General features: G+C 73.2%; 20 protein-coding genes. 6 read left to right on the top strand and 14 right to left on the bottom strand.

Features of this window, described 5'->3' with window-relative positions; all coding sequences use genetic code 11:
- Positions 1-22: 22 nt before the first annotated feature.
- From cutA to ML5_RS15355, 3 genes are read right to left on the bottom strand one after another with little or no spacing between them, the layout of a single operon-like run.
- Entirely contained in the window at positions 23-343 is a 321-nt protein-coding gene (cutA, locus tag ML5_RS15365; protein ID WP_013288324.1) for a divalent-cation tolerance protein CutA, read from the bottom strand.
- Between the two features lie 55 nt (positions 344-398).
- The gene (locus tag ML5_RS15360; protein ID WP_013475296.1) at positions 399-1,421 is read right to left on the bottom strand and encodes a 1-acyl-sn-glycerol-3-phosphate acyltransferase; all 1,023 of its coding nucleotides are present in this window, start codon (positions 1,419-1,421) and stop codon (positions 399-401) included.
- On the bottom strand, positions 1,422-2,255 hold the full coding sequence (locus ML5_RS15355; RefSeq protein ID WP_013475295.1) for a patatin-like phospholipase family protein: 834 nt from the start codon (positions 2,253-2,255) through the stop codon (positions 1,422-1,424). It lies immediately after the preceding gene.
- A 179-nt stretch (positions 2,256-2,434) separates the two neighbouring features.
- Between ML5_RS15355 and ML5_RS15350 the strand changes: the two genes are divergently transcribed.
- Positions 2,435-3,928: a serine/threonine-protein kinase gene (locus ML5_RS15350; protein WP_013475294.1), complete on the top strand. Its 1,494-nt coding sequence runs from the start codon at positions 2,435-2,437 to the stop codon at positions 3,926-3,928.
- Between the two features lie 4 nt (positions 3,929-3,932).
- Here the strand turns inward: ML5_RS15350 and ML5_RS15345 are convergent, their stop codons facing one another.
- The 9 genes from ML5_RS15345 to ML5_RS15305 all read right to left on the bottom strand — a co-directional run bounded on the left by ML5_RS15345 (position 3,933) and on the right by ML5_RS15305 (position 13,078).
- Entirely contained in the window at positions 3,933-5,045 is a 1,113-nt protein-coding gene (locus ML5_RS15345; protein ID WP_369752277.1) for a glycosyltransferase family 4 protein, read from the bottom strand.
- An 82-nt stretch (positions 5,046-5,127) separates the two neighbouring features.
- A complete protein-coding gene (locus tag ML5_RS15340) occupies positions 5,128-5,799 on the bottom strand; it encodes a BON domain-containing protein (protein WP_013288329.1) in 672 nt (223 codons plus the stop codon).
- Between the two features lie 135 nt (positions 5,800-5,934).
- Positions 5,935-7,449, bottom strand: coding sequence for a S1C family serine protease (locus tag ML5_RS15335; RefSeq protein WP_013288330.1), 1,515 nt, complete (start codon positions 7,447-7,449; stop codon positions 5,935-5,937).
- A 62-nt stretch (positions 7,450-7,511) separates the two neighbouring features.
- The gene (locus ML5_RS15330; protein ID WP_013475292.1) at positions 7,512-9,068 is read right to left on the bottom strand and encodes a cell wall metabolism sensor histidine kinase WalK; all 1,557 of its coding nucleotides are present in this window, start codon (positions 9,066-9,068) and stop codon (positions 7,512-7,514) included.
- Positions 9,065-9,766: a response regulator transcription factor gene (locus ML5_RS15325; RefSeq protein WP_030271847.1), complete on the bottom strand. Its 702-nt coding sequence runs from the start codon at positions 9,764-9,766 to the stop codon at positions 9,065-9,067. Before ML5_RS15325 ends, ML5_RS15330 begins: the two co-directional genes overlap by 4 nt.
- Before the next feature lie 64 nt (positions 9,767-9,830).
- On the bottom strand, positions 9,831-10,460 hold the full coding sequence (locus tag ML5_RS15320; RefSeq protein WP_013475291.1) for a PadR family transcriptional regulator: 630 nt from the start codon (positions 10,458-10,460) through the stop codon (positions 9,831-9,833).
- Complete coding sequence (locus tag ML5_RS15315; protein WP_013475290.1) at positions 10,457-11,287, bottom strand: DUF4097 family beta strand repeat-containing protein; 831 nt, start codon at positions 11,285-11,287, stop codon at positions 10,457-10,459. Before ML5_RS15315 ends, ML5_RS15320 begins: the two co-directional genes overlap by 4 nt.
- A 124-nt stretch (positions 11,288-11,411) precedes the next feature.
- Positions 11,412-12,305, bottom strand: a complete 894-nt coding sequence (locus tag ML5_RS15310; RefSeq protein ID WP_013475289.1) for a 1-acyl-sn-glycerol-3-phosphate acyltransferase — start codon at positions 12,303-12,305, stop codon at positions 11,412-11,414.
- On the bottom strand, positions 12,302-13,078 hold the full coding sequence (locus tag ML5_RS15305; protein ID WP_013475288.1) for a GNAT family N-acetyltransferase: 777 nt from the start codon (positions 13,076-13,078) through the stop codon (positions 12,302-12,304). Before ML5_RS15305 ends, ML5_RS15310 begins: the two co-directional genes overlap by 4 nt.
- Before the next feature lie 173 nt (positions 13,079-13,251).
- On the opposite strand from ML5_RS15305, the gene ML5_RS15300 reads away from it, so the two are divergent.
- From ML5_RS15300 to ML5_RS15280, 5 genes are all read left to right on the top strand, one after another.
- Entirely contained in the window at positions 13,252-13,908 is a 657-nt protein-coding gene (locus tag ML5_RS15300) for a hypothetical protein (RefSeq protein ID WP_013288337.1), read from the top strand.
- Between the two features lie 138 nt (positions 13,909-14,046).
- The gene (locus tag ML5_RS15295; RefSeq protein WP_013475287.1) at positions 14,047-14,988 is read left to right on the top strand and encodes an ATP-binding cassette domain-containing protein; all 942 of its coding nucleotides are present in this window, start codon (positions 14,047-14,049) and stop codon (positions 14,986-14,988) included.
- Positions 14,985-15,812 (top strand): ABC transporter permease, encoded by an 828-nt coding sequence (locus tag ML5_RS15290; protein WP_013288339.1) that lies wholly within the window; start codon positions 14,985-14,987, stop codon positions 15,810-15,812. The genes ML5_RS15295 and ML5_RS15290 overlap by 4 nt, the downstream gene beginning before the upstream one ends.
- A 258-nt stretch (positions 15,813-16,070) precedes the next feature.
- Complete coding sequence (locus tag ML5_RS15285) at positions 16,071-19,814, top strand: multifunctional oxoglutarate decarboxylase/oxoglutarate dehydrogenase thiamine pyrophosphate-binding subunit/dihydrolipoyllysine-residue succinyltransferase subunit (protein WP_013475286.1); 3,744 nt, start codon at positions 16,071-16,073, stop codon at positions 19,812-19,814.
- 66 nt (positions 19,815-19,880) lie between these two features.
- The gene (locus tag ML5_RS15280) at positions 19,881-20,060 is read left to right on the top strand and encodes a DUF6104 family protein (protein WP_013288341.1); all 180 of its coding nucleotides are present in this window, start codon (positions 19,881-19,883) and stop codon (positions 20,058-20,060) included.
- A gap of 36 nt (positions 20,061-20,096) precedes the next feature.
- Here the strand turns inward: ML5_RS15280 and ML5_RS15275 are convergent, their stop codons facing one another.
- Both ML5_RS15275 and ML5_RS32550 read right to left on the bottom strand, forming a co-directional pair.
- Positions 20,097-22,427, bottom strand: coding sequence for a bifunctional polysaccharide deacetylase/glycosyltransferase family 2 protein (locus ML5_RS15275; RefSeq protein WP_013475285.1), 2,331 nt, complete (start codon positions 22,425-22,427; stop codon positions 20,097-20,099).
- The gene (locus ML5_RS32550) at positions 22,420-22,953 is read right to left on the bottom strand and encodes a hypothetical protein (protein WP_176921721.1); all 534 of its coding nucleotides are present in this window, start codon (positions 22,951-22,953) and stop codon (positions 22,420-22,422) included. Before ML5_RS32550 ends, ML5_RS15275 begins: the two co-directional genes overlap by 8 nt.
- Positions 22,954-22,991 lie beyond the last annotated feature (38 nt).

The raw sequence follows: 22,991 nt of genomic DNA, 5'->3' as shown, positions 1-22,991 counted from the left end.
CGGACCGACAGAGTAGGAGTACCTAGGGCCGGGTCTGCTCGTGTACCCAGGCGGTGTAGCCGGGGTTGCCGCTGTCCTCCCGGCTGACCAGGATCTCCGGCACCTCGTACGGGTGGTTGGCGCGGAGCTGGTCGACCAGGGCGTCCACCCGGTCCGGCGCGGTCTTGAACCGCACCTGCCACTCGGCGGTGGTCTGGATCGCCGACTGCCACCAGTAGGTGCTGTCCACCGGGCCGCCGACCTGGGCGCAGGCCGCCAGCCGGCCGGCGACGGCCGCGGCCGCCAGCACGTCCGCGACCCCGCGGGCGTCCACCACAGTCGTCACCACGCAGATCTGATCCACCAGCGCACCCTACGTGGCGTACCGCCGCCACGCCGAGCAGGCGCGGGGGAATCGGTCAGGTGTCGGCCGCGCCGTTGCGGTTGGCGGCGATCCACGTGTCGATGCGGGCCCACCAGTCGAACAGCCAGTCGATGCGTTCCTGCTTGCCGGCCGGGATCTCCTCCGGCGGCACCGACCAGAACCGCATCACGATCCGCTTGTCCATCGGCAGCTCGCGCCACACGTCGGCGACGGTGAGCATCTGGTCCAGGCCGGTGTGCGCCACGAAGATCACGCCGGCGTCCGGCGCGGCGTCGAGCGCGGCGAGCAGCCCGCCCGGCTGCGGGGCGAGCACGTGCCGCAGCCGCTCGGCGCGCCGCGCCATCCGTTCCAGGCCGAGCGACCGCAGCCGGTCGATCGCGCGCAGCCGCCGCGACGGGGTGAAGTTGCCGCCCTCCGGGAAGATCACGAAGGCGTCGTCGTCGTCCAGGCCGGTGGCCAGGTGCCCGATCTGCCGCACCACCGACTCCCGCCCGTCCGGCCCGGCCGCGATGAACCGGTTGGGCAACCGGTTGAGCAGCACGTCGATGGCCGGATCCCACTGGAGGGTCTCCTTGAGCACGATCCGGGGTTCCCGCCTGAACCAGTTCACCAGCGCGTGGATCAGGATGAACGAGTCGCCCGGCCCGGCGTGCCGGCAGACCACGAGTTCGGGACGGCCCGGCAGGGCAGTGTCCGGGTCGGTGCCGACCACGTCGATGCTCAGCCGCAGCGTCCACCGGGCCTGCCAGAACATGATCCGCAGGAACCACCCGGCCAGGACGTAGTGGGCCCGCTGGAAGGCCGGCGCGCGTTTGTACGCGCCGAAGCCCGAGGCGAGCCAGAGCAGGAACAGGGCGAGCAGCGCGGCGGCGTCCCAGACCAGGTAGACGGTGCCGATCCAGAGCAGCCGCAGCGGGCGCAGCCGTCCCGGCACCAGCGGGGACGCGGCGAGCGCCAGCAGCGCCCAGGCCGGCAGCGTGGTCACCACGAGGAAGGCCAGCAGCACCACACCAGGGGCGAGCACCAGCCGGCGTAGCCAGCGGGGTGGCAGCGGCATTCAGCGCTCCAGCGCGGTGTCCAGGTATCGGCGGGAGGCAGTGTACGCGCGACTGATCCGCCGTCCCACCGCCGCCGTGTCCCGGTACGCCCACGGGCTGTCGTCGCGCGGCTCCAGCCCGCCGGTGGGCAGCACGTGCACCTCGACGTCCTCGGGCAGCGCCGCCATCTCCCGCGCGAACCGGTGCCGGCGGGCGATCTCGAACGCCACCTGGGCGATCTCCCAGGGGCGGCGCGGCGGCGTCAGCTCGCGTTCGATCCGGCCCACCTGGAGCACGAAGATCTGCTTCGCGCCGAGCAGCACCGCCTCGCCGACCGGGATCGAGTTGACCACCCCGCCGTCGATGTAGTGCTGGCCGTCGAGCTGGGTCGGGGGCAGCAGCCCGGGCACCGAGGCGGAGGCGAGCACCGCCGGCACCAGCGGTCCGGTGTGGAACCAGTGCTCGGCCGCGCGCTCGATGTTCGCAGCGCAGCAGCGGAACGGCACGGCCAGGTCGGCGAACGTGGTGTCCTCGCCCAGCGCGCTCTCCAGCAGGCGGTACAGCGGCCGGGGCGAGTGCAGGTGGGTACGTGCCGCGAACCGGCGCAGCTGCCGGGCGACCGAGTCGCCGTACACCTCGCTGGCCTCGGGCGACGCCCAGAGCCGGACCAGCCGGTCGGTGACCGCCTCGGTCGGGTCGGCGGCGACCAGGGCGCCGTTGACCGCGCCGATCGACGTACCCAGCACGAGGTCGGGTCTGATCCGGGCGCGGAACAGGGCACGCAGCATGCCCACCTCGACCGCGCCGAGCACTCCCCCGCCGCCGAGCACGAACGCCACCGGACCTGCTGCCATGCCGTTCATCCTGGCACGCGGCCCACACCCGGCCGGGTGGCCGCCCCGACCGAGGTGGGAGCGTCACGCGACGCCGCCCGGGTTATGACACAGCGCGATCGTCAACGGGACGACTGTTGACAGGTCAGACACATTCCCGCAACCTGATAGCGCTCCCGAGCCCAGGCAGGTGCGAGCTGATGGCGACACTCCAGGCCGGCCGTCTGCTGGCCCGGCGGTACCGGCTCATCGACCGGATCGGTGCCGGTGGCATGTCGGTGATCTGGCGTGCCCGCGACGAGGTGCTCGACCGGGTGGTGGCGGTGAAGGTGCTCGCCCCCTCGCTCGCCGCCGACGCGCGGTTCCGCGACATGGTGCGCGAGGAGGCCCGCTCGGCCGCCCAGCTCGACCATCCGCACGTCACAGCCGTGCACGACTACGGCGAGACGGTTGCCCCGGACGGCTCCATCACCTCGTTCGTGGTGATGGAATTGCTCAGCGGCGAGGAGCTGGAACACCTGCTGACCCAGGGGCCGCTGCCCTGGCCGGCGGCGGTGGAGACGGGCGCGCAGGTGGCCGAGGCGCTGGCCGCGGCGCACCGGCTCGGCATCGTGCACCGCGACGTGACCCCGGCCAACGTGATGATGACCGGCACCGGCGCGAAGGTGCTCGACTTCGGCATCGCCACCCGGATCGGCACGCCGGACGACGACGAGGACGGCGGCACGTTCGGCACCCCGGCGTACGTGGCCCCGGAACGGCTCGACGGCGCGCCCGCCCAGCCGGCCACCGACGTGTACTCGCTCGGCGTGCTGCTGTTCGAGACGCTGACCGGGCACCCCCCGTACCCGGCGGAGACCTGGGAACAACTGAGCGCGGCGCTCGCGGACTGTCCGGAGCCCACACTGGACGACGTACCGGGCCTGCCCGGGCCGGTCGCTGACATCTGCCTGCGCTGCCTGGCCCGCGACCCGCGTCACCGGCCCACCGCGCACCGGGTGGCCGCCGTGCTGCGCGACCAGATGCTGCCCGCCGACCCGCAGGCGGCCACCATGCTGGCGCCGACCATGACGCTGCCCGCGCTGACCTCCCCGCCGCCGGCCGGCCCGGAACCGGCGGGGCCGCCGGCCCCGGGCCAGGCCCCCGCGGCGCAGCCGATCCCGGAGCCGGGGCAGGATCCCGCCGCGCAGCCGGTTCCGGGCCGGCGGCGGACCCTCACGCTGGCCGCAGTCGGCGTGACTGTGGTCGCCGCGGCGGCGCTGCTGGCGTCCGCGCTGACGCCGGACCGGCCCGCCGGCCCCCGGGTGCTGCCGACCGCCGGGCCGGTGCAGCCGTCGCCCGCCGAACCGCCGGTGACCGAGGAGCCGGCCACCACGCCGCCGGCCGGGCCGACCACTCTGCCGTCGACCGGCGGCGTGCGCCCGCCGGCCGCCGGTCAGGCCGACGCCGCCGAACGGGTGGACGGGCTGATCGAGGCCGGGCTGACCGAGGGCCAGATCCGCGAGGACGTCGGGGTGGACCTGCGCAACCTGCTGCGCAACGCGGTCGCCGCGAACGGCGAGGGCGAGGTGACAGCCGCCGTGGACCGGCTCCGTGGCAAGATCGACGAGCGTCGCCGCGAGGGCAGCATCAGCCCCGGGTACGCGCGGCGACTCGACGCCGCCGCGGCGGAACTCGTGGCCGGGCAGACCTGACGGGTCAGCCGGCCACGACCGGCGTGACCGCCCGCTGTGCCCGTGCGGGCGCCCGCGCGGCCAGGAAGCCCCGGTAGACCGCCTCGTAGTCGGCGGCCATCCGCTCCACCGAGAAGTTCTCCGCCACGTGCGCCACGCAGTCCGCCGGGTCCAGGTCCGCCGCCGCCCGCAACGCCGCCGGCAGCTCGCCCGGGTGGTCGCAGACGAAACCGGTCACCCCGTCGCGGACCAGTTCCGGCACCGCGCCCCGGCCCAGCGCCACCACCGGCGTACCCGTCGCCATCGCCTCCACCATCACCATGCCGAACGGCTCCGCCCACTGGATCGGCATGATCAGGCAGCGGGCGTCCAGCAGCAGCCGCAGCGCGGTCACCCGATCCGCGTTCACCACGGGCGTCACGTCGTCGCCGAGCAGCGGCCGGACCACCTGCTCCAGGTAGCGGCGCTCAGCGGGCTCGTTGCACTTGCCCGCGAGCGTGAGCGGCAGCCCGGCCGCCCGGCAGGCCGCGATCGCCACGTCCGGGCCCTTGTCCGGGCTGAACCGGGCCAGCCAGAGCACCGGGCCCGCGCCCGGGCTGCGCTTGCGGGGGATGTCCCGCAGCGGCATCGCGTTGTGCACGGTGCCCGCCCAGGGCAACCCCGGGTTGGCCCGGCGCTGGGCGTGCGAGATCGCGATCAGGCCCACACCCCGGTCGGTGTTGCCGAGCACAGTGCCGTACTCGCCGACCGGGTTGCCGTGCACGGTGGCCACAGTGGGCACGCGGCGGCGGCCCGCCACCATCGGGCCGATCGTGGTGTGGTCGTGGATCAGGTCGAAGTCGGCCGGGTCGACCAGGCGGTCCACGTGGGCCAGGTGCGCCAGTTCGGGCAGCGACTCGCCCATCCGCTCGTACTGGAGGTCGTCGCAGGTGGAGACGAAGTCGGCGGCGGTGCCGTGCTCGGTCCCGGCGCCGAACAGCGTGACGCGGTGCCCCCTGTCGACGAGCGCGTCGACGAGCCCCGCCACCACTGTCTCCAGCCCGCCGTAGCCGGGCGGCGGCACCGACAGCCACGGCGGCACCACCATGGCGATCCGCAACGGCCCGGCCCACGCGCGCTCCGAGGACTGCTGGTTCACGGCCACGAGTCCTCCCCGTCGGTCCCCGGCGTACCCCGCTGCGCGCGGGTTCCCGGCCCGGCCCGCGGTAAACGACGGGCGGTCAGCCGGACACCACGATCGCGACGTGCACCTCCCGTACGCCGGGCAGCGCCCAGGCGGCCCGTTCCGCGTCCTCCCGCTGCCACCAGGCGCTCACCACTCCGTCGAGCACCACCGTGTCGCCGTCGACCCGGGCGTCGATCCGCTCGGTCCCGGTACGCCGCAGCAGCAGGCGGCGCAGGTCGATCCGCTTCTGCTCGTCACTCGGCGGGGTCGGCGGCCGCACCTCGACCAGGTTCGTCACCCCGCGTACGCCGCGCAGCCGGCGCAGTTCCCGTTCGGCGGTACGGCGCTGGAAGCCGAACTCGACCTCGCCGCGCAGCATGATCCAGCCGTCGGCGACGGTCACGTCCAGCCGCTCGGCGGGCACGAAGCTGTCCCACTCCAGCGCCCGGCTCGCAGCGATCGCGATGTCGGCGTCGGTACGCCGGTCCGTGGCGGGCAGGTCGACCGCCAGATCACTGGCGACCGCCCGTACGCCGCGTACCCGGTGGGCGCAGCGCTCGACGGCCCACCGCCGGGCGTAGCTGTCCACCTGGCCGGTGAGCGTCACGACGCCCCGCGCGACTGTCACGCCGACCTCGGTGGCCCGGGTCTGCGCGTCCCAGTCCAGTTCGGCGAGGACGTCGCGCTGGATCTGCTGGTCGGTACGCACGGCGGACGTGGTGGTCATGCCCCGACCCTCCCGCCGGTACGGGTGAGGCGCGCTCACCCGTACCGGGTGAGAAGCGAGGAGGGGCGGCGGGTGACGGAGCCAACCCCCTTGGCTCCGTCACCCGCCGCCCGGGAGGGAGGCAGGTCCTCGGGACTATGACGTCTCGGCGAGCGTCACGGTTGCGTTCTCGGTGGATCCGTTTCGCTTGTACTGCACCTCGACCCGGTCGCCGACCTTGCCGGCCTGCACGGCGCCGACCAGGTCGTTCGAGTCGTTGATCACCTTGTCGCCGAACTTGGTGATCACGTCGCCGCGCTGGATCCCGGCCTTCTCGGCGGGGCTGCCGGGCGTGACCGCGGCGACCAGCGCGCCGCCGTCCTCGGCGCCGTTCACGCTCACCCCGAGCGAGGGGTGGCTGATCTTCTCGCCGCGCTGGAGCTTCTCGGCCACGTTCTTGGCCTTGTTGCTCGGGATGGCGAAGCCCACGCCGATGTTTCCGGTGCTGCCCTGCCCGGCGGTGGCGATGGCGGTGTTGATGCCGATCACCTCGCCCCGGGTGTTGACGAGCGCGCCGCCGGAGTTGCCCGGGTTGATCGGGGCGTCGGTCTGGAGCAGGCCGGAGATCGAGCTGGCGCCCTGCTGCGGGTTCTGCTGGCCGCCCTCCCCCGCCTGGATGGTGCGGTCGCGGGCGCTGAGGATGCCGGCGGTGACCGAGCCCTGGAGGCCGAGCGGGCTGCCCAGGGCGAGCACCTGGTCACCGACCTGCATGGCGTCGCTGTCGCCGAACTTGGCCGCCTTCAGGTTGCTGACGCCACTGGCCTGGACCACAGCGAGGTCGGTCTTCGGGTCGGTGCCGACGATCTTCGCGGAGGCGCTCTTGCCGTCGGCGAAGACCACCCGCACGGTGTCGCCGCCGGCGCCGGCGACGACGTGGTTGTTGGTGAGCACGAACCCGTCGGCGCTGAGGATCACCCCGGAGCCCTCACCGCTGTTCGTCATGATCGTGACGATGCTGTCCTGGACGGAGGCCGCGATCTTGGGCAGGTCGGCGCTGTTGATCACCGGCGCGGCGGAGTAGGTGCGGGTGGGGCCGTCCCCGTCGAGCGCGAGGGCGAGCGCGCCACCGGCCGCGCCGGAGCCGAGCATCAGGACCAGCGCCAGCGCGCCCGCGCCGACGAACTTCCCGGCCCGGCTGGGGCGTGCCGGCTGCTGCGGGCCCCACTGCGGCATCGGCTGCCCGGGCTGGTACGACTGGTATCCCTGCTGCGTCTGGTACGGCTGTGCCTGGTACGACGGCACCGGCCCACCGTGCTGCGTGGACGGGTAGCCCGCGGCGGTCTGCTGGTTCCAGCCGCCCTGCTGGTGCTGCTGCCCGTACCAGGGGTGCGGCTGCCCCGAGGCCGGGTACGGCGGCGCGGACGGCGTCGCCGGCTGCGGCGGGTACGGCCCGGCGGGCGCGGTGTTTCCGGCGCTCTCCGCCGGGTTCGTGTGCCCGGCGGGCGTGCTGGTTCCGGCGGCCGGGGAGTCGGCCGGAACCGACGCCGCGGCCGGGGTGCTGGAGGAGTCCGACGTCCCGCTCTCGAGGCGGGGCAGCTCGGCGGTGTGGTGCGACGGCTCGGCGTCGGCGGGGGCCGGCGACCGCTGCGGATCGGTCTCGTGGTCGGTCATGCCATCAGCTTTCCCCGTAGCACTGTCACCAGCCTGTAATCCGCCTGGAAGTTTTCTGAATGTCACTCGCCGGGCTCGGGCTCCTCGGGCAGCAGCGGCAGCTTCACCCGGAAGGTCGCCCCTCCGCCCGGTGTCTCCGCCACCTCGACGGTGCCGTGGTGCGCGGCGACGAGCGCGGCCACGATGGCCAGGCCGAGGCCGGTGCTGATCGGCCCGCCGGCCCGGCGGGTACGGGCGGCGTCCACCCGGTAGAACCGCTCGAAGACCCGTTCGGCCTGCTCCGGGGTGAGGCCGGGACCGGTGTCCGCCACCTCCACCACGGCGAGGTTGCCCGCCTCGGCCCGCAGCCGCAGCGTCACCGAGGTGTCCGGCGGCGTGTGGGTGAGCGCGTTCGTCATCAGGTTGCCGATCACCTGGCGCAGGCGCGCGTCGTCGCCGAGCACCACCAGCGGCCCGGCGCCCGGTTCCCGCTCCAGCTCGATCCGCCGGTCCGGGGCGACCACCCGGGCCGCCTCGACCGCGTCGGAAGCCAGCACCGGCAGCTCGACCGGGGCCAGCGCGATCGGCCGTTCCCGGTCCATCCGCGCCAGCAGCAGCAGGTCCTCCACCAGCAGACCCATCCGGGACGCCTCGTCCTCGATGCGGCGCAGCAGGTCGGCGGTCTGCTCCGGCGCCCGCGCCGCGCCCTGGCGGTACAGCTCGGCGAAGCCCCGGATGGTGGTCAGCGGCGTGCGCAGCTCGTGCGAGGCGTCGGCGATGAACTGCCGCATCCGCTCCTCGGACCGGCGGGCCCGCGCCTCCGACGCCTGCGCGTACGCGGCGGCGTCCCGCGCGCCCATCTCGGCGCTGCGCGCCGCCGCCTCGGAGGCGGCCCGCGCGGTGAACGCGGCCTCGATCTGCGCGAGCATGGCGTTCAGTGCCCGGGACAGGCGGCCCAGCTCCGAGGTGGGGCACGGCCGCCCCATCTCCGGGTCGGGCACCCGCCGGGTCAGGTCGCCGCCGGCGATGGCAGCCGCCGTACGCTCTATCTCCACCAGCGGCTTCAGGCTGGTACGGACGATCCCGGCGCCCACCGACGCCAGCGAGATCAGCACCGCGCCGCCGACCAGGAGGTCTATCCAGACCAGCCGGCCGACCGCGGAGTCTACGCCGGTGAGGTGCTGCCCGAGCGCGATGATCCGCCCGTCGGGCAGGGCGGTGTAGAGCATCCGCCACCGGCTGCGGCCGTCCTCGGAGCGCACGGTGAACGGGTCGCCCACCCGCTCCTGGTAGCCCGCGTAGTCGGCGGGGAACCGGGGCAGTTCCTCTTCGCGCAGGCCCTCGTAGCGCGTCGGCTCCTCCGGCAGCTCACCGGGCGCCATGACGGACGCCACGTAGTCCGACGGAATGGTGATCTTGATCCCGCCGCCGCCGGCCTTGTCGAGCGTGTTGGCCACCGTGTACGCGCCGCCGCGGAGCTGGTCGTCCGCCTGCCCGATCAGATAGTTCCGCAGCAGGAACGCCGTCAGGCCGCTGATCACCACCAGCGCCACAGCCACGAGCGCGAGGACCGCGGCGACGAGCTTCAGCCGGAGCGGGACGCTGCGCAGCCTGCCCTTCGCGTCGTGGACGACGTTCACGCCGCCGGCTTGCGGAGCACGTATCCCACTCCCCTGAGCGTGTGGATCAGCCGGGGCTGGGTGTTGTCGACCTTGCGCCGCAGGTACGAGATGTAGGACTCGACGATGTTGTCGTCACCGCGGAAGTCGTAGTTCCAGACGTGGTCGAGGATCTGCGCCTTGCTGAGCACCCGGTTGGCGTTGAGCATCAGGTAGCGCAGCAGCTTGAACTCGGTCGGCGACAGCTGCACCCGCTGGCCGGCCCGGTGCACCTCGTGGGTCTCCTCGTCCAGCTCCAGGTCGGCGAAGGTGAGGCGGGACGGAGCCTGCTCACCGGTCGCGGTACGCCGCAGCACGGCCCGGATACGGGCGGTCAGCTCCTCCAGGCTGAACGGCTTGGTGACGTAGTCGTCGCCGCCCAGGGTGAGCCCGCGGATCTTGTCGTCGGTGGCGTCACGCGCGGTCAGGAACACCACAGGGGTACGCGTACCGCCCTCGCGCAGCATCCGGATGACCTCGAAGCCGTCCAGGTCGGGCAGCATCACGTCGAGCACCACCAGGTCGGGCCGGTGGTCCTTGGCGGCGTTGAGTGCGGCGCTGCCGCTGGTCGCGGTGGCCACGTCGAAGCCCGCGAAGCGCAGGCTCGCGGAGAGCAGTTCGAGGATGTTGGGATCGTCCTCGACGACGAGAAGCCGGGCCTCGGTCTGGGTAGCCGCCATGGCACCCATCATCCGTGCTCCGGCTGCGGCCGCGCTGGGTGCTCCCTGGAAACAACCTGTGAGATCAGCGGAGCAGCCGCCGCAGCCCTTCCAGCGCACCGTCGAGCAGCCGGATCGCGGTACGGAGCTGGTTGTCGCTGAGCCGCCGGGCCCGGACCAGCGCCCCGACCTCGACGGTGAACGCGGCGAGCCGCTGGTCGAAGTCGGCGAGCAGCGGCGACTCCTCCGGGCGGGCCGATCCCCCGTCGCCCGCCGGCCGGGTGGTCGCGGACGCCGTCCAGCCGCCCTGCCGGGTCTGCCGGGTCTGCCGGGCCACCTCGCGCAGCTCCCGCTTCAGGTCGCGCACCGATCCGCGTACCTCGGTGCGGATCTCACCGGCCAGCGCGGAGAGGTCCTCGACGGCGGCGCCGATGTCGCTCTCCAGCGTCGACAGCTCGTCGGCGCGCTGCCGCAGTTCGGCGCGGCCCGCCTCGGTGATCTCGTAGACCTTGCGACCGCCCGCGGCGGTGTGCGTGACCAGCCCTTCCGCCTCCAGCCGTTGCAGGCGCGGGTAGATGGTGCCGGCGCTGGGCGCGTACAGGCCGAGGAAGCGCTCCTCCAGCAGACGGATCAGCTCGTAGCCGTGCTTCGGGCCGTCGTCGAGCAGCTTCAGCAGGTAGAGCCGGAGCCGGCCGTGGCTGAACACGGCGGTCACGGCACGTCCTCCACATGGTCGGCGGGCGCGACCGGGCGGGCGAGCAGCGCGATGCTGCCGGAGGTCGCGGAGGCCCAGAGCCTACCCGCACCCCCACCGAGCACACCGTGGCTGTCCTTGATCGAGCCCAGCCCGCGCCCACCGCCGTCCACCTGGGGGAAGCCGCTGGTGATCTTGCCGGAGGTGGTGTGCAGGTGCACTGTGAGGTCGCTGTCCTCGCGGACCCGCACGGTGATGCTGCCGGAGATGGCGCTGAGCCGGATCTCGCTGCCGCGCGGGTTGTCCAGGTCGCAGGTGATCGAGCCGGAGACGGCGTGCGCGCGGACCCGCTCGGGCGCGCTGTCGGCGAGGATCAGCTCACCGGAGACCGTCTCCAGGTCCAGGTCGCCGCCGATGCCGAGCGCCTCGACCGGCCCGGAGATGACCTTCGCGCTGGTGCGTCCCCGCAGCCCCCGCAGCGTGACCTGCCCGGAGGTGACGTCGACCCGGGTCTCCCGGCGCAGCCCGGAGGCGACGAGCGCGCCGCTGACCACCGACAGGGTGGCGAGCACGTCCGGCGGAACGGCGACCGACACCTCGGCCCGGATCCGGTTGCCGAACCAGGAGAAGATGCCGAGCAGGCCGGGCTTGCGCTTGTGCCGGATCGTCAGCCGCCCGTCGCGTACCTCGACGAGAAGCGGCCGGCTGCTGATCCGGGTCACGTCGACCCGGGCCGGACCGTCGGCGCCGACCACGTTCAGCCGGCCGCTGATCAGCTCGGCGTCGAGCCGGGTGATCGGCTCGTCCAGCGTGATGCGCTGCGGGTTGTCGACCGTCCAACTGGCCATGACACGCTCCCCTCGTCGGCGTACCGGCCCACGGCACGCCAGGTGTTGCGAGGAGCGTAACGCGATACATCGCGACTGAACAAGACACTATCGCGACTATGTCGCGTCTCCGACGGCTGAGCGGTCAGGCCGCCAGGTCGAGCTGGGTCGCGAGCACGGGACGCGGGGCCGGGCGGACCGCGGCCTCGGCGATCCGGGCCAGCGCCCGGCGGTCCGCGCCCTCGGCCGGGTGCAGCGCGGCGCTCACCGTCACCGACACGGTCAGGTCCCGGGCGGCGAGCACCCGGCGCATCGACGCCCAGAGCGTCTCCTCGCCGAGGAAGGCGGGCAGCGTGCTCGGGTCGCCCGCGTACCGGTAGCCGAGGCTCAACGGCACCACCGGCGCACCCGCCGCCACGGCGGCCTCGAACATCGCCGGACGGAAGCCGCGGCTCGGGCGGCAGTCCGTCGCGGCGCCGCACCAGGTCGTACCCTCCGGGAACACCGCCACCGACCGCCCGGACCGCAGCGCGCCGGCCACCCGCGCGACGGTGGCCGGCAGGTCACGCGGCCGGGACCGGTCCACGAAGACGGTGCCCGCCGCGGCGGCCAGGGCACCCACCAGCGGCCAGCTCCGGACCTCGCGCTTCGCCAGCATCCGGGCCGGCGACACGGCGAGCACCGCCAGGACGTCCAGCCAGGACACGTGGTTGGCGACCAGCAGCGCGCGCCCGCGCGGCGCCCGGCCGCGGACCAGCAGACGCACCCCGAGGGTACGCAGCGTCCACCGCGCCCAGCCCCGCGACGCGGCCCGGCCCCGGGCGGCGGGCAGCACCGGCAGCAGCGCGGCCAGACCCGTCCCGGCCAGGAGCATTCCGAGTACGCCGAGCAGCCGCCCGGCACGGCGCAGCCACGACACGTCCGGGGCGGCGTGCGGCGGCAGACAGTCCGGCCCGCAGCCCGAGGCGGGCCGCCACAGGCCCTCCGCGTCGGCGCCCGCGCACGGGTCCGCGCCGAGCCCGGGGACAGCGGCGGTCACGACCCGGCCTCGCCGAGGAAGTGCCGCAGGTAGCGCGGGTTCATCCGGTCCAGCGAGAACAGCACGTAGAAGTCGGCGCAGCCGAAGTCCCTGTCGTACGCGGGCTCGCCGGCCACCCAGGCGCCCAGCCGCAGGTAGCCGCGCAGCAGCGGCGGCACGAGCGCCCGGCGTCGCGCCGGGGTGAGCGCGGCGAGGTCGGCGGCGGGCGCCTCGGCGAACCAGGGCCGGCGCGGGGTGACCCGCAGCAGCGGCGGGGCGAGGTGCCGGGCGGTGACCTCGGCCCACACCTGCGCGGCGGCGGTCCCGCCGTCGGCGACCGGCACCGAGGCGCAGCCACCGAGCCAGCGGGCGCCGCGCAGGTGCAGGTAGCGGCAGATCCCGGCCCACATGAGGTTGATCACGGCGCCGGTGCGGTGGTCCGGGTGGACGCAGGAGCGGCCCGCCTCGACCAGGTCGTCGCGGAGCGGGGCGAGCGGGCCCAGGTCGAACTCGGCGTCGGCGTACCGGCGGTCGGTGCGGCCGGGCGGCAGCAGCCGGTACGTGCCGACGACCTCCCCGGTCCCCTCGTGCAGCACCACCAGGTGGTCGCAGTACGCGTCGAACCCGTCGGTGTCGAGCCCGGTGGCGGCGGTCGGCAGGGTGGCGCCGAGTTCGCCGGCGAACACCTCGTGGCGCAGGCGTTGCGCGGCCGCGACCAGTGTCGGGTCGTCGGCGATCAGCAGGGTGTAACCGCTGGTCGTGAGCGGTGCGCCAGCGGCGTGCAGAACGGCCATGACTCCTGTGTAGGTGCCCCGGGTTGCCACCGGGCGGGATGAGGGGTGTCGATCCGGTGAACGCCGGTCGGCGGCGGCGTGCGAACCGGGACGGCCGGGACGGGACCGGCGTGTGCGAGGCTTCCGGGCGGACCGCCCGCGACGGCGCCGGCGGAGGGGAACCGGAGGTGCACATGCTGGTCGAGGCCCGCTTCCAGGGGCCGGACGGCTCCGGCAACGGCGGCTGGAGCGCCGGGATCTTCGCCGCGCTGATCGACGATCGGGGCCCGGTGGAGGTCACGTTGCGCCGGCCGCCGCCGCTGGACACGCCGCTGACCGCCGCCGACGGCGAGGTACGCGATCCGGACGGACACCTGATCGCCCAGGTACGCCGGGTCGAACCGGTCGACGCGGTGGTGCCGCCGGTGGACCGGGCGACGGCGGCCGACGCCGCGCGGGCGTACCCCGGTCTGGTCGACCACCCCTTCCCCCGCTGCTACGTCTGCGGTCCGGCGAACCCGGACGGGCTGCGGATCTTCCCCGGGCGGCTGCCGGACGGGCGGACCGCCGCGCCGTTCCGAGCGCCGGCCGACGTGGTGCCCGCGACTGTGTGGGCGGCGCTGGACTGCCCGGGTGGCTGGGCGGTGCTCGCGCCCGGCCGGCCGTACGTGCTGGGGCGGATCGCCGCGCAGGTCACGGCGCTGCCACGGCCCGGCGACGAGTGCGTGGTGACCGGCCTCGCGGTCGGCGGTGAGGGACGCAAGGCCGAGGTGCACACCAGCCTGTACGGTTCGGACGGCGCGCTGCTCGGCCGCGCCCGGGCCACCTGGGTGGCGCTGCCGACCCGGTGATCTCCTCCCTGAGGAGGACGGCGCGTACGCGTCCCGCCTGATTGACCCCCTTGCGCCGGGTTGGAAGGCTGTTGCCGGGTGCCCCCGCAACGGCGCCCCCACCGGCGCGCGACGAGCCCGCCGGGGCAGGAGAGGAGAATGATGTCCGACGGGCAGCCACGCCCCAGTGCCGGGACCGGCCAGATCATCGTGTCCGGCCTGACCAAGCAATACAAGACCGTCCGCGCGGTGGACAACCTGTCGTTCACGGTCGAGCCGGGCCGGGTCACCGGCTTCCTCGGCCCCAACGGCGCCGGTAAGACGACCACGCTGCGCATGCTGCTCAACCTGGTGACGCCGAGCGCCGGCACGGCCACCATCGGCGGCAGCAGGTACGCCGACCTGCCCGATCCGCTGCGTACGGTCGGCGCGGTGCTGGAGGCGTCCAGCGCGCACAAGGGCCGCACCGGCATCAACCACCTGCGGGTGATCTGCGCTGCGGCGGGCCTGCCGAAGGAGCGCGCCGACGAGGCGCTCGCCCTGGTCGGGCTCTCGCCCGCCGCCAAGCGCAAGTTCAAGGGCTACTCGCTCGGCATGAAGCAGCGGCTCGGCATCGCCGCCGCGATGCTCGGCAACCCGCAGGTGCTGATCCTGGACGAGCCGGCCAACGGCCTGGACCCGGAGGGCATCCGCTGGATGCGCGGCTTCCTCAAGGGGCTGGCCGCCGAGGGACGGACGGTGCTGGTCTCCAGCCACCTGCTCTCCGAGATGCAGCTGCTCGCCGACGACGTGGTGATCATCGCGGCCGGCAAGCTGGTCCGGCAGGGCCCGGTCGACCAGGTGATGGCGTCGATGACGCACGACGTGCGGGTGCGGGTGCGCACCCCGCAGGCCGACGAACTGACCGCGGCGCTGCGCGAGCAGTCGGCCGTCGTCGACACCGACCCGCACGGCGCGCTGCTGGTGACCGGCGTGGACGCGCCGGCTGTGGGCCGCGCCGCGCTGGCCGCCAAGGTCGAGCTGCACGAGCTGACCACCGAGCGCCCCGACCTCGAAGGGGTCTTCCTGGAGCTGACGGCCGGAAAGGCGGAGATCCGATGACGCTTGTCCGATCCGAACTGCTCAAGATCCGTACCACCAGCACCTGGTGGATCTTCGGGCTGATCAGCCTGGCGCTGTGGGCGCTCACGCTGTTCTTCAACTGGTTGCAGACCGAGGCGCTGGCAGGCGGGGACTTCGGCGAGGTGCCGGCCGACCAGTCCGACCAGTTGCAGGCCATCTCGGCCGCCGACAACCTGGCGGCCAACCTCTACACGAACGGCCAGTTCTTCGGGCTGCTCATCGTGCTGCTGCTGGGCATCGTGGTGGTGACCAGCGAGTTCTTCCACCAGACGGTGACCACCACGTTCCTCACCGCGCCGCACCGCACCGCTGTGATGCTGGCCAAGCTGGCCGCGGCCGGCGTGCTGGCGCTGCTGTTCTGGCTCGTCACCACGGTGCTGAACCTGGTCACCGCGCCGCTGATCCTCAGCTCGGTGGACGTCGGCTCGCAGCTCGGCAGCGGCGCCGTGTGGCGGGCGATCGCGCTCAACGGCCTGGCGTACCTGCTGTGGTCGGTGCTCGGCGTCGGGCTCGGCGTGCTGATCCGCAGCCAGATCGGCGCCACCGTGACCGGCATCCTGTTCTACCTGGGCGGCGCGATCGGCGCGGTCATCGTCCTCAGCCTTCTCGCGGCGCGGTACGGCGACTGGATCAACAAGCTCCAGCTGCTGGTCCCGTCGCTGGCCTCCGGGCTCATGGTCGGCGGTGACACGGACATCCCGGGCAACCCGCCGCAGTGGGCCGGCGCCCTGGTGCTGATCGGGTACGCGGTGGTGGCCGGCGCGATCGGCGTGGCCACGATCCGCAAGCGCGACATCTCCTGACCTCGCGTCGGGGACGGACCCCGGTCGGTGACGGACGTCATCGGCCGGGGTCTCGCTCGTCTAGCAGGAGTCGGCGGATCACGCAGCGTTTGCCGAACTTCTGGCATCTTCTGTGAAACGGACCACCAGCCGGAGGCGAGAATGCCTGCGCGCAGCGCACGGCGTAGCCTTGGCATCGGTTTACCCAGCGTCGGCAACCGGGGGTCACCGGGGGCCACCGTGACATTCACAACCGCGTGAAAGAGGCGATTAGCGGCCGTGTCGACCCAGCAGACTTCGCAGGAGAACCCACTGGCGGGTTTCGGCCCGAACGAGTGGATCGTCGAGGAGATGTACCAGCGCTACCTCGCCGACCCCTCGAGCGTCGATTCGGCCTGGCACGACTTCTTCGCCGACTACCGGCCGGCCCCGGGCGCCGCCACACCGCGCCCGGACGGGCAGGCCAAGCCGGCCGCGAAGCCGGAGCCGGCCGAGCAGCAGGAGGCGGTGGCGACCGTCACCGCGCAGCCCGCCAAGGCCGAGCCGAAGGCCGCCCCCAAGGCCGCGCCCGCTCCGGCCAAGCCCGCCGCCAAGCCGGCGGCGAAGGCGCCCGAGCCGGCCAAGAAGTCCGCCCCGGCCAAGCCGGCCGCCAAGGCGCCGACCGCGAGCGCCGCGGGCACCACGCCGCTGCGCGGCGTCGCCGCCAAGATCGTGCAGAACATGGACGCGTCGCTCGCCGTCCCGACCGCCACGAGCGTGCGCGCCGTCCCGGCCAAGCTGCTCGTCGACAACCGCATCGTGATCAACAACCACCTGACCCGCGGTCGCGGTGGCAAGGTCAGCTTCACCCACCTGATCGGGTACGCGCTCGTCCGCGCGGTCGTCGAGCACCCGGAGATGAACAACTCCTTCGCCGAGGTCGACGGCAAGCCGGCGATGGTCCGCCCGGAGCACGTCAACCTGGGCATCGCGATCGACCTGGTCAAGCCGGACGGCTCGCGCAACCTGGTGGTGCCGTCCATCAAGGGCTGCGAGCAGATGGACTTCCGGCAGTTCTGGCAGGCGTACGAGGACGTGGTCCGGCGCGCCCGCCGCAACGAGCTGACCATGGAGGACTACTCCGGCACCACGATCTCGCTGACCAACCCGGGCGGCATCGGCACGGTGCACTCGATCCCGCGCCTGATGCAGGGGCAGAGCGCCATCATCGGCGTCGGGGCGATGGAATACCCGGCCCCCTACCAGGGCATGAGCGAGGCCACCCTGGCCCAGCTCGCGGTCAGCAAGGTCATCACGCTGACCAGCACGTACGACCACCGGATCATCCAGGGCGCGCAGTCCGGCGAGTTCCTGAAGGTCATGCACGGGCTGCTGCTCGGCGAGCGCGGCTTCTACGACGACATCTTCACCTCGCTGCGCATCCCGTACGAGCCGGTGCGCTGGATGCGCGACGTGGCCGTCGACAGCGAAGGCCAGATCAACAAGACCGCTCGGGTGCACGAGCTGATCCACGCGTACCGGGTGCGCGGCCACCTGATGGCCGACACCGACCCGCTGGAGTTCAAGATCCGGAAGCACCCGGACCTGGACGTGCTCCAGCACGGGCTCACGCTCTGGGACCTCGACCGCGTCTTCCCGGTCAACGGCTTCGCCGGCCAGCAGCGGATGAAGCTGCGGTCGATCCTCGGCGTGCTGCGCGACTCGTACTGCCGCCGGGTCGGCATCGAGTACATGCACATCCAGGACCCGGAGGAGCGGCGCTGGATCCAGGAGCGGGTCGAGCGCAAGTACGAGAAGCCCAGCTCCGACGAGCAGAAGCACGTGCTGAACCGGCTCAACGCCGCCGAGGCGTTCGAGACGTTCCTCCAGACCAAGTACGTCGGCCAGAAGCGCTTCTCGCTGGAGGGCGGCGAGTCGCTGATCCCGCTGCTCGGCGAGGTGCTGGAGTGCTCCGCCGAGGCCGGGCTGGACGAGGTCGTCATCGGCATGGCCCACCGCGGCCGGCTCAACGTGCTGGCGAACATCGTCGGCAAGCCGTACGAGAAGATCTTCTCCGAGTTCGAGGGGCACCTCGACCCGCGGTCCACGCAGGGCTCGGGCGACGTGAAGTACCACCTCGGCCAGAACGGCAAGTTCACCACCCCGGACGGCGAGCACGCGGTCAAGGTGTCGGTGGTGGCGAACCCGTCGCACCTGGAGGCCGTGGACCCGGTGCTGGAGGGCATCGTCCGGGCCAAGCAGGACCGCATCGACCTCAAGCTGGAGGGCTACACCGTGCTGCCGCTGGCGGTGCACGGTGACGCCGCCTTCGCCGGCCAGGGCGTTGTGGCCGAGACGCTCAACCTGTCCCAGCTGCGCGGCTACCGCACCGGCGGCACCGTGCACGTGGTCGTCAACAACCAGGTCGGCTTCACCACCGCTCCGGAGTACAGCCGGTCCAGCCTCTACAGCACCGACGTGGCCCGGATGATCCAGGCGCCGATCTTCCACGTGAACGGCGACGACCCGGAGGCCGTGGTCCGGGTGGCCCGGCTCGCGTTCGAGTACCGGCAGGCGTTCAACAAGGACGTCGTGATCGACATGGTCTGCTACCGCCGGCGCGGGCACAACGAGGGCGACGACCCGTCGATGTCCAACCCGGAGATGTACAAGATCATCGACTCGAAGCGGTCCGTCCGGAAGCTCTACACCGAGGAGCTGATCGGGCGCGGCGACATCACCGTGGAGGACGCGGAGGAGCTGCTGCGCGACTACCAGGGGCAGCTTGAGCGGGTCTTCAAGGCCACCCGGGACGCCGCGACCACCCCGCGTCAGCTCAGCCGCCCGGCGCGGGAGGAGGAGCCGGAGCCGCAGGTCGACACCGCCACCGACGCCGCAGTGGTCAAGGCGATCGGCGAGGCGCACGTCAACCTGCCGGAGGGCTTCACCCCGCACAAGCGGATCCAGCAGCTGCTGGAGCGGCGCCGCAAGATGTCCGTCGAGGGCGGCATCGACTGGGGCTTCGCCGAGATCATCGCGTTCGGCACGCTGCTGCACGACGGGGTCACCGTCCGGCTCGCCGGGCAGGACTCGCGCCGCGGCACGTTCGTCCAGCGGCACGCCTCGGTGGTCGACGCCAAGACCGGCGAGGACTACCTGCCGCTGAAGTCGCTCACCGCCGACGGCGAGCGGTCGCGCTTCTTCGTCCACGACTCGCTGCTCTCCGAGTACGCGGCCATGGGCTTCGAGTACGGCTACTCGGTGGAGAACATCAACGCGCTGGTGGCCTGGGAGGCCCAGTTCGGTGACTTCGTCAACGGCGCCCAGTCGGTGATCGACGAGTTCATCTCCTCCGGCGAGGTGAAGTGGGGCCAGCGCTCCGCGGTGACCCTGCTGCTGCCGCACGGCCACGAGGGCCAGGGCCCGGACCACACCTCCGGCCGCCCGGAGCGGTTCCTCCAGCTCTGCGCCGAGGACAACATGCGGGTGGCCATCCCGACCACCCCGGCGAACTACTTCCACCTGCTGCGCCGCCAGGCCCTGTCGCCCAAGCGCAAGCCGCTGGTGGTGTTCACGCCGAAGTCGCTGCTGCGGCACAAGCTCTGCGTGTCGCCGGTGGAGGACTTCACCACCGGGACGTTCCAGCCGGTGCTGGCCGACACCGCGGCTCCGGCGCCGGAGCAGGTCAAGCGGGTGCTGCTCTGCTCGGGCAAGGTCTACTACGACCTGTTCCAGGCCCGGCAGGAGCGGGGCGTCACCGACACCGCGATCCTCCGGATGGAGCAGCTCTACCCGCTGCCCGTCGAGGAGGTCCGAGCCGCGCTGGCGCAGTACCCGAACGCCGAGGACTTCGCCTGGGTCCAGGAGGAGCCGGCCAACCAGGGCGCCTGGTCGTTCGTCGCGCTCAACCTGCTGGAGCACCTGCCCGAGGTCCGGCTGCGCCGCATCTCCCGCCCGGCCGCCGCCGCCCCGGCGGTCGGCTCGGCGAAGATGCACGAGGTCGAGCAGAACGCGCTGATCGAGGCGGCTCTCCCCCGCCCGTGACATCACCGGCAGCGGCCCGTCCCGACCCGGGGCGGGCCGCTGCCGTACGACGACGAGAGGAACACCGTGTACTTCACCGACCGTGGCATCGAGGAGCTGGTCGAGCGCCGTGGCGACGAGCAGGTCAGCATGGAGTGGCTGGGCGAGCGGCTGCGTGACTTCATCGATCTGAACCCGGAGTTCGAGACCCCGATCGAGCGGTTCGCCACCTGGCTGGCCCGCCTCGACGACCCGGACGACGACTGACCCGGGCGACGGACCGACGCGCCGCGCGGCCGGGTCTCAGCCGGTCGCGCCCCGCCCGGCGACCCGGAGGTCTCCGGTACGCCGCAGCTTCTGCCAGCCGAGCCGGCCGCCCGTCAGCGCGGTGCCGACGGCCTGGAGCAGCACCAGGTACATCACCTGCCGGTAGACGAACTGCTGCAACGGCAGCACCCAGAGCACGCCGAGCTTCTCCCGGTCCAGCCGGAAGGCGAGCACCGCGGTGAGGAGCTGGAGCGCGAGCATCGCCAGCCAGGCCACCACTGTGTCGCTGCGATCCAGGAAGATCAGCCCGTAGATCGCGAGCAGGTCGATCACCGGGGCGGCCAGCGGCAGCAGCACACCGAACAGCGTCAGGAACGACAGGCACCGGCGGCCGAACCGGCCCGACCGGCCGCTGTCGATCACCGAGCGCCGGTGCTTCCACATCGCCTGGAGGGTGCCGTAGCTCCACCGGTACCGCTGTTTCCACAGCTGGCCGACGGTGGTCGGGGCCTCGGTCCAGGCGCGGGCGCTCTCCTCGTACACGATGTGCCAGCCGGCCCGGCCGAGGGCGATGGTGACGTCGGTGTCCTCGGCCAGCGTGTCGTCGGTCATGCCGCCCACCTGCTCCAGCGCCTGGCGCCGGAACGCGCCGATCGCACCCGGGACGGTGGGCATGCAGCGCAGCGTCTCGTAGAGGCGGCGGTCGAGGTTGAAGCCGATGACGTACTCGATGTGCTGCCACTTGGCGATCAGGCCGCGGCGGTTGCCGACCTTGACGTTGCCGGCGACCACGCCGACCCGGGGGTCGGCGAACGGCTGGACCAGCCGGCGCACCGAGTCCGGCTCGAAGATCGTGTCGCCGTCGACCATGACGATCAGGTCGTGCCGGGCCAGCGCGACACCCGTGTTCAGCGCACTCGGCTTGCCGCCGTTGGGCTTGCGCACGACCCGGACGTTCGGCAGGCGCAGCGCCGCGACGATGTCGGCGGTGCCGTCGGTCGAGCCGTCGTCGACCACCACCACCTCGATGCCGCCGGGGTGGTCGCCCAGGGCCAGCGAGCGGACCGCCGCGGCGATGCCCTCCCGCTCGTTGTACGCGGGCACGATCACCGAGACCGGTTCGGTGACCGGCGGCCCCCAGGACCAGTCGCGGCGACGGCGGCGGGCCGCGTGCCGTGGTGCCATGACGAACAGCAGCAGGGTCCGGCCGACGGTGAGCACCCCGACGAGCACGAAGAAGACGCCGAGCATCCCGAACATGCCGTCTGCCACGCGTACCGCGCCGACCAGCACGTGTCCCCGCCACCGCTCGTCGAGCGGGGCCGCCGTCTGCCCGCCGACCGGGCCTGATACACCTGCCGCAGCGAACGTCTGGTTGAGCCCTTCGCTGACCGTGGTGAAGCGGTAGCCGCGCTCCAGCATCATCGGGATGTACCGGTCCAGCGCGGCCACGGTGCCGGACCGGTCGCCGCCCGCGTCGTGCCAGAGCGCGATCGTGCCCGCCGTCCCGTCCGGCGTGGCGTTGGCGACCATCTCCTCGACCGACGGAAGCTCCCAGTCCCGGCTGTCGACGTCGTTGACCACCGTGAGGTAGCCCAGTTCGCCGGCCTGCCGCAGCATCGGCCAGTCCCGGTCGGTGTAGGCGTCCGCGCGGGACGAGTACGGGAACCGCAGCAGCGACGGCCGGACGCCTGTGGTGCTGGCGACGGCGAGCTGCGTCTGCGCGTACTCCAGTTCCCGCCGCCAGTCCGGCAGCGCGGCGAGGTCGGGATGGGTGAACGTGTGCACGCCCAGCTCGTGTCCCTCGGCCACCAGCCGGCGGGTCACCTCCGGGTTGCGGACGACCTGTGAGCCGATGACGAAGAAGGTGCCCTTCACCTGGTACTTGTCCAGGACGCGCAGCACCTCCGGCGTCCACCGCGGGTCGGGCCCGTCGTCGAAGGTGAGCGCGACGGTACGCGGCGGCAGCCGGTGCGACTGGGTCCGGCCCTCCGCGCCGACGTTGACGATCGGGCCGCCCCCGATGACCGAGCTGGGGACCTCCCGCTGGCTGCCGGGCGTCACCCGGTTGTCGGGCACGAACGCGGCGTTCGTGTACGCCTCGACGACCAGCAGACCGGCCAGGACGACCACGACCATGGTGACCAGGGCCCAGCTCGGCCGGGGCAGCAGACGCCGCCCACGGGACCGGCGCGCGCCGGGGATCTGCCGCGCGCCGGGGATCTGCCGGACGTCCAGCACGACTGTCGGCGCGTCGTCCGGCCGCCGCCCGGCCCGGTGCCGGCGGGCGGCGTGCACGCGGCGGGGGTCCAGTGGGGCGGTGGGCTGGTCACCTGTCGACGGGCGGGCGGGCGCCTCGTCACTCATCGGCGGGATCGGCCGGCGCGACGGGGTCGGCGGGCGGGTCGACGACCGGCGGTGGATCGACAGCGGGTGGCGGCGGCACCTCGGCGGTGGGGGCGGTGGGCGGCGCGGTGGTGGCCGCCGGGGTGGTCCGCGGCACGGTCGGGGCGGTCCGGGTCGGCCGTGGGTACCGAGGGCTCGGCGAGGCCGTGGCGGCGGGGGCGACGGAGGTGGCCGGCACCCGCACCGGAGCGGTCCGGACGTCGGCGGGCGCGTCCGGCGTGGGACGGGTCACAGCGGGCGCGGGCGACGCCGGCGGGTTCGGCGAGGGCAGCCGCTGCTCGCTGGTCGGCTCGACGAACGGGATGACGCTGTCCGGGGTGATCGGCCCGCCGGCGAAGCTGACCCCGACCATGACCGTGTAGACCACACCCGCCGCGCCGGCGCAGTAGGCGAGACGGCGCAGCCGCCGGCGTCGCCGCCCGCTCGGGTCGACGAAGACGGGGGGCGATTCCGGTACGACGGGAATCAGTGCGGTCGGGCCATCCACGCGGCAAGTGTAGATGCGAAAAAATCCCGCCTTCTCCC

It is taken from the genome of Micromonospora sp. L5 (assembly GCF_000177655.2).
In the GTDB taxonomy this organism is placed as follows: domain Bacteria; phylum Actinomycetota; class Actinomycetes; order Mycobacteriales; family Micromonosporaceae; genus Micromonospora; species Micromonospora aurantiaca.
Note: the sequence above shows the minus strand (reverse complement) of the source record. Positions and strands in the feature narration are given on the sequence as shown.